The 6,286-nt window shown below is 42.2% G+C and carries 5 protein-coding genes; 1 reads left to right on the top strand and 4 read right to left on the bottom strand.

Going from position 1 to position 6,286, the window contains the following annotated elements:
• The first annotated feature begins 446 nt into the window (after window positions 1–446).
• A complete protein-coding gene (locus ASC42_RS14090; protein ID WP_055441849.1) occupies window positions 447–620 on the top strand; it encodes a hypothetical protein in 174 nt (57 codons plus the stop codon).
• 34 nt (window positions 621–654) lie between these two features.
• Here the strand turns inward: ASC42_RS14090 and dtd are convergent, their stop codons facing one another.
• From dtd to recJ, 4 genes are all read right to left on the bottom strand, one after another.
• Entirely contained in the window at window positions 655–1,095 is a 441-nt protein-coding gene (gene dtd, locus ASC42_RS11345; RefSeq protein ID WP_032100180.1) for a D-aminoacyl-tRNA deacylase, read from the bottom strand.
• Between the two features lie 14 nt (window positions 1,096–1,109).
• Window positions 1,110–3,308 carry a RelA/SpoT family protein gene (locus ASC42_RS11340; protein ID WP_055441848.1) on the bottom strand — a complete coding sequence of 733 codons (2,199 nt, stop codon included), beginning with the start codon at window positions 3,306–3,308 and terminating at the stop codon, window positions 1,110–1,112.
• A 103-nt stretch (window positions 3,309–3,411) separates the two neighbouring features.
• Window positions 3,412–3,924 (bottom strand): adenine phosphoribosyltransferase, encoded by a 513-nt coding sequence (locus ASC42_RS11335; RefSeq protein ID WP_003396235.1) that lies wholly within the window; start codon window positions 3,922–3,924, stop codon window positions 3,412–3,414.
• Complete coding sequence (gene recJ, locus ASC42_RS11330) at window positions 3,890–6,250, bottom strand: single-stranded-DNA-specific exonuclease RecJ (RefSeq protein WP_055441847.1); 2,361 nt, start codon at window positions 6,248–6,250, stop codon at window positions 3,890–3,892. The genes ASC42_RS11335 and recJ overlap by 35 nt, the downstream gene beginning before the upstream one ends.
• Window positions 6,251–6,286: the final 36 nt, after the last annotated feature.

Here is a 6,286-nt window from a genome sequence, read left to right as displayed (position 1 = left end):
GGTCGTCATCCCAGCGTTAGAGAGCCTTCCGCATATGCCGGCACGTTGGGCAAGGCTCATTGTCATGGCTCAAGAGATGTTGACCCAACAAGCCGCATCCTAAGGACGGATTCGGCGGAGCGTACCCTTGACCATCCGAACCTCGCCAAAGGTAAAATCAGGATAGGGCAAGGGCTGCTTTCCTATGCCCTTCTTTTCTGCCCTTGCCCTTACTGACCGTTTTTCTCCTTTGGCGAGTGTTGGTCAAGGGCGAATCCGATTCCACCATCCCCTTTATTTCCCTTCAAAAGGTAGCCCGTGATGACTTTTCATAGATTTTTTGACGCTACCCGTTGTCAATAATCGCTACTTTATTTCTTTACAAACAAAAAAAATCCTTCTTTGAATGAAAAGGTAGAAAAATTGGGAATAATACGAACGATATTTCACGCGAAAGGAGCTTAATGATGCGCCATAGTGAAAAAGGGGAGTTTATTCATTCGCAATCACCACTTATGCACGTCGATTTTCATGCATTTATTCAAAAAGAAAGCGAGCTCACATCATTTGAACTCGCTTCTGAATTTGGGCTTACTCTTCGTGATGTACAAAAGCTGAAAAAACATGTAGCACGAGGATAAAAAAACCGAGCTCGTCCACATGCGAGCGCGGTTTTTATTTGCTTTCGACGATTAATGTCACCGGTCCGACGTTTGTCAACTCTACATCCATCATTGCACCAAATACGCCTGTTTCTACGTGAATTCCTTTTTGACGTAAATGTTCATTAAACAGCTCATAAATATGTTTTGCGTGCTCCGGTTTTGCAGCATTCATAAAATTTGGCCTTCGTCCTTTGCGACAGTCTCCGTACAACGTAAATTGTGAAATTGATAAAATCGAGCCACCTACATCTAAAAGGGAACGGTTCATCTTTTCGTGTTCATCTTCAAATATGCGCAAATGAGCAATTTTGTCGGCAACAAATGCGGCATCCTCCTCCGTATCATCATGAGTAATGCCAACTAACAATACGAGCCCGAAATCAATTTCTCCGACCACTTCGCCAGCTACTGTTACTTTTCCATGTTTTGCTCGCTGAACGACAACTCTCATGGCCTCAACCCTCTCTAGTTCATAATCCGTCTAACTGAATAAATGTCTGGAATTTGTTTAATGCGTTCCACTACTTTTTGAAGATGGCTCACATTATGAATAAAAATCGTCATATGAATCGTCGCCATTTTGTTGCGATGATCTGTTCTTCCAGAAACAGCAGAAATGTTCGTTTTCGTCTCATTGACAGCTTGCAATACTTCATTAAGCAAGCCACGTCGATCATATCCAGTAATTTCAATATCGACTGTATATTCACGCTGGCAGTTTGCGCTGCTCTCCCATTGAACAGGAATGAGTCGCTCTTTTGCTTCTTCTGCGAGTACATTCGGGCAATCGGCACGATGAACCGAAACACCGCGTCCTTTTGTAATAAAACCGATAATTTCATCACCAGGCACCGGATTACAACAGCGCGACAAACGAATAAGTAAATTATCTACTCCTTCGACGCATACCCCAAAATCGCGCTTTTTCATTGGGGTAATTGTCTTTGCCTCTTGTAGCATGTCCGACAAACGTTTCGCTTGCTCTTCTAAATCGCGTTGTTTTCGCCACTTTTCTGTTAAACGATGCGCGACTTGGGCAGCTGTAATGCCGTTATATCCTACAGCCGCATACATATCTTCTTCATTAGCAAAGTTAAATTTTTCTGCCACCCGCTTCATATTTTCAACGGTGAGCACTTCTTTGACATCAAAACCCATGTTGCGAATTTCTTTTTCAACAAGTTCTTTCCCTTTTTCTACATTTTCTTCCCGGCGTTGCTTTTTGAAAAATTGGCGAATTTTATTTTTCGCATGCGATGTTTGTGCAACTTTTAACCAATCTTGACTCGGACCGTATGAATGATTGGACGTTAAAATTTCAACAATATCTCCAGTTTGTAGCGGGTGATCGAGCGGAACCATTTTTCCGTTTACTTTTGCCCCAATCGTTTTATTTCCGATTTCTGAGTGAATGCGATACGCAAAATCAATCGGCACTGAACCAGCTGGAAGCTCGATGACGTCACCTTTTGGTGTAAAAACAAACACCATGTCAGAAAATAAATCCATTTTTAACGTTTCGACAAACTCTTCTGCGTTGTTCGTTTCGTTTTGCCATTCTACAATTTCGCGAAACCATGATAGTTTTTCTTCAAATGTATTTGGGCGAATGGTCTTTCCTTCTTTATATGCCCAGTGGGCAGCAATTCCAAATTCCGCGATATGGTGCATGTCGAACGTCCGAATTTGCACTTCAAGTGGCTCGCCTTTTGGACCGACAACGGTCGTATGAAGCGACTGATACATATTCGGCTTCGGCATGGCAATATAATCCTTAAAACGCCCGGGCATCGGCTTCCAACATGTATGGATGATGCCAAGTACCGCATAACAGTCTTTAATGCTTTCAACGATAATACGTACAGCAAGCAAATCGTAAATTTCGTTAAATTGTTTATTTTGCAAAACCATTTTGCGATAAATGCTATAAATATGCTTCGGACGTCCAGAAATTTCAGCTTGAATACCGACTTCATGTAACCGTGCACGCATTTCTTGAATGACTTCTTCTAAATATTGTTCACGTTCCGCCCGCTTTTTTTTCATTAAATTGACGATGCGATAATATTGTTGCGGGTTCAAATAACGAAGGGCTGTATCTTCAAGCTCCCATTTGATTTTTGAAATTCCAAGTCGATGCGCGAGTGGAGCGAAAATTTCAAGCGTTTCATTCGCAATGCGGCGTTGCTTTTCAATCGGCAAATGTTTTAACGTGCGCATATTGTGCAAACGGTCCGCCAACTTAATTAAAATGACGCGTATATCTTGCGCCATTGCCAAAAACATTTTGCGATGATTTTCTGCTTGTTGTTCTTCATGTGATTTATATTTAATTTTTCCGAGCTTCGTTACACCATCAACGAGCATCGCTACTTCTTTTCCAAATTCTCTTTCTAAATCTTCTTTCGTCACATGCGTATCTTCGACGACATCATGCAAAAATCCAGCTGCAATTGTCGCAGGGTCCATTTCTAAGTCAACTAAAATACCTGCTACTTGAATCGGATGAATGATATACGGTTCTCCTGACTTCCGATATTGCTCACGATGTGCTTCTTTCGCAAACTTATATGCCCGTTCGATAAACTGTACGTCGTCTTCCGACAAATAACGGCTCGCCTTTTCAATCACTTGTTCTGCCGTTAATACTTGTTCATTTGCCATGCAATCACCTTTTATTTTAAACGTATTTACAATATTATCATGAAAATTTTTTCAAATGTAAAGAGCCACATGCGAAAAAGAGGAGCGTTGTGCCCCTCCTTCATTAAAATTGCATTAACGTTAAAATATCGTATCCTTTTAATTTTTCGCGACCTTCTAAATACGTTAATTCAATTAAAAATGCAATGCCTGCAACAACGCCACCGAGCTGTTCAACAAGCTTAATCGTCGCTTCGATCGTGCCACCGGTTGCTAATAAATCATCAGTAATAAGGACGCGTTGCCCTGGCTTAATCGCATCTTTATGCATCGTTAATACGTCCTTGCCGTATTCTAAACCGTATTCGACACGAATGACTTCGCGAGGCAGTTTTCCTTCTTTACGAACAGGGACAAATCCAACGCCAAGCGCATAGGCAACTGGACAACCGATAATAAAACCACGAGCTTCTGGTCCAACAACCACATCAATTTTCTTTTCACGCGCATAATTGACGATTTGATCTGTTGCGTATTTGTACACTTCGCCTTTGTCCATAATTGTTGTAATATCTTTAAATTGAATGCCTGGTTTTGGGAAATCAGGAACAATCGTGACGTATTGTTTTAAATCCATCGATATTTTCCTCCTCATACAATGAATCAAACCAACGTTTCAGTTGGGAATAAGATGAGTATAAAAACATATGCTCAAGTTCGGCCTGCGCTTGCTTTAATCGGTAAGAAGGGGATTCTGTTAAGTCCCGTTTCTGTACATGACGGGCTAAAGAAACGATCCCGTTTTCAACCGTAATAAACTCAAGCTCTCTAAACACTTGAATCATAAACAAAATCGTTTCTTTTGTCCACCCACGCGAGCGAGCCAAATCGTCAGCGTAACGCCGTACATCAAAAGGGCTACGCTTATGCAAAAAGGAATACAACCACTTAAAATGTTCACGCGTCGGCAACACACTAAAGAAGTGATTCTCCCTTTGATAGAATAACGCATAAATGCGTTCAGGTAAACTACAACTTAATAAAACTTTGACGATTTGCTGTGACGGAGGCAAATCAAGAAAAACGACATATTTTCCACTCACATCGATCGTCGCTTCTTGCTCGCTTAGTACATATACAATTTCGTCGGCATACGCCCCTAATTGCAGCACATCTACTGTATCGTGATGGAAAGCGATGAATAACCGTTTTTCTTTTGGAAGCGATGCCATGAACTTACTTGGATGACGAATATGGCGCATATCAAATAATTGCCACTCATCCACAGCTACATCTTGAATCATTAACTGTGGTTTGCGAAAGTTATTCCATTCGTTAATGGTCAGTTCTCCGACGATCGAGAGACGAGCGTTCGGCGCAATTTCATCTCCAATATGCCCGAAGCCAAATCCGATCGCTTCTAATGTTTTTCCGTTTTCTGTTAACAATAATTTTAAGTGATTTTGATCTGTTCCAATTTTTCGTAACGTATCTAGTTGCACATGTTGGAAAAGGACGCTCGGTTTCGGATTTCCCATTCCAAACGGTGCAAGCCGATTCATTTGTTCAATTAATTCCAATGAAACATCACTAATCGAACAACGCAAATCGACATGCGTAACAGGAATAAAATGTTCTGCTGTCAGTTGTTGCTTCGCCGCTTCGTTTAGGCGACGACGTAATTCATCTACATCATGAAAAGAGAGCGTCATACCCGCAGCCATCGGATGTCCACCGAAATGAGGTAAAATCTCGCGACAGTTTGACAAATTCGCAAATAAGTCAAAGCCTTCAATACTTCGCGCCGATCCCTTTGCGATCCCTTTTTCTTGATCAATGCTTAACACGATCGTTGGGCGATAAAACCTTTCGACTAAACGAGACGCCACAATGCCAATGACACCGACATTCCAGCCTTCTTTCGCTACAACTAACACGCGATCATCTCTATAATGCTGCTCGACAAGTTGAATCGCTTCTTCCGTTATCTCGTTGACGAGTTGCTGACGTTCGCGATTCATCGCATCAATTTGCTCAGCCAGCATGTCCGCTTCATTTACATCTGTCGTCAACAACAGCTGAACAGCTGGATCAGCGCAATCGAGACGTCCAGCGGCATTAATGCGCGGACCAATCATAAACGCAATCGTATCTTCCGTCACAGCTGTATAGGATACACCACATTGTTTACAAAGCGCTTGTAAACCGAGACGTTTCGTTTGGCGAAATTGTTCAATCCCTAATCGAGCAAGTAAATGATTTTCGTCTTGAAGCGGAACGAGATCAGCAATCGTTCCAATCGCGACAACGTCCAGCCATTCGTATGGCACGCGCCCGATGAGCGCATGAGCAAGCTTAAATGCTACTCCGACGCCCGCTAAATGTTTGAACGGATAGTTTGGACTAATTTTCGGATGAATCGTTGCATATGCTTCCGGTAATACCGGACCAGGCTCGTGATGGTCTGTAATAATTAAATCGATACCGAGCTGTTTGGCTACGTTGGCTTCATGTAAAGCAGAAATACCTGTATCAACTGTAATAATTAACGATACCCCTTGTTCCTTCGCAAATTTGAATGCTTGTTCATTTGGCCCGTACCCCTCGGAAAAGCGATTCGGAATGTAAAAGGACACATTCGCTCCTTTTTCTCGTAATGCGCCGACCATCACAACAGTACTGCTTACGCCATCAGCGTCATAATCACCGAAAACAAGAATACGTTCGCCATTTGTAATCGCTTTCTCTATTCGCTCGACCGCTTTTTCCATGTCGTTTAACAAAAATGGCGAGTGAAACGATTGCTTTCGCTCAAAAAAAGAACGAGCGGCTTCAACGGTATGATAGCCGCGGCCGACGAGCAATGAAGCAACGAGCGGAGCTATATGTAACGCTTGCGCAATCATTTGCACTTGTTGTTCGTTTACTTGTTTGATGTTCCAACGGGTTTTCGATGCTAACATATCATTCACCCCTCAACCTTTTTATTATACAAAACA

This window comes from Anoxybacillus suryakundensis (genome assembly GCF_001418025.1).
GTDB classification, from domain to species: domain Bacteria; phylum Bacillota; class Bacilli; order Bacillales; family Anoxybacillaceae; genus Anoxybacillus; species Anoxybacillus tengchongensis.
The sequence above is the reverse complement of the archived record's forward strand: the minus strand, read 5'-3'. Positions and strand labels throughout refer to the sequence as shown.

What these genes read in the sequence shown, in the direction of transcription:
- ASC42_RS14090 (WP_055441849.1), top strand. Translation starts at nt 447, where the DNA reads ATGCGCCATAGTGAAAAAGGGGAGTTTATTCATTCGCAATCACCACTT.
- dtd (WP_032100180.1), bottom strand. Translation starts at nt 1,095, where the DNA reads ATGAGAGTTGTCGTTCAGCGAGCAAAACATGGAAAAGTAACAGTAGCT.
- ASC42_RS11340 (WP_055441848.1), bottom strand. Translation starts at nt 3,308, where the DNA reads ATGGCAAATGAACAAGTATTAACGGCAGAACAAGTGATTGAAAAGGCG.
- ASC42_RS11335 (WP_003396235.1), bottom strand. Translation starts at nt 3,924, where the DNA reads ATGGATTTAAAACAATACGTCACGATTGTTCCTGATTTCCCAAAACCA.
- recJ (WP_055441847.1), bottom strand. Translation starts at nt 6,250, where the DNA reads ATGTTAGCATCGAAAACCCGTTGGAACATCAAACAAGTAAACGAACAA.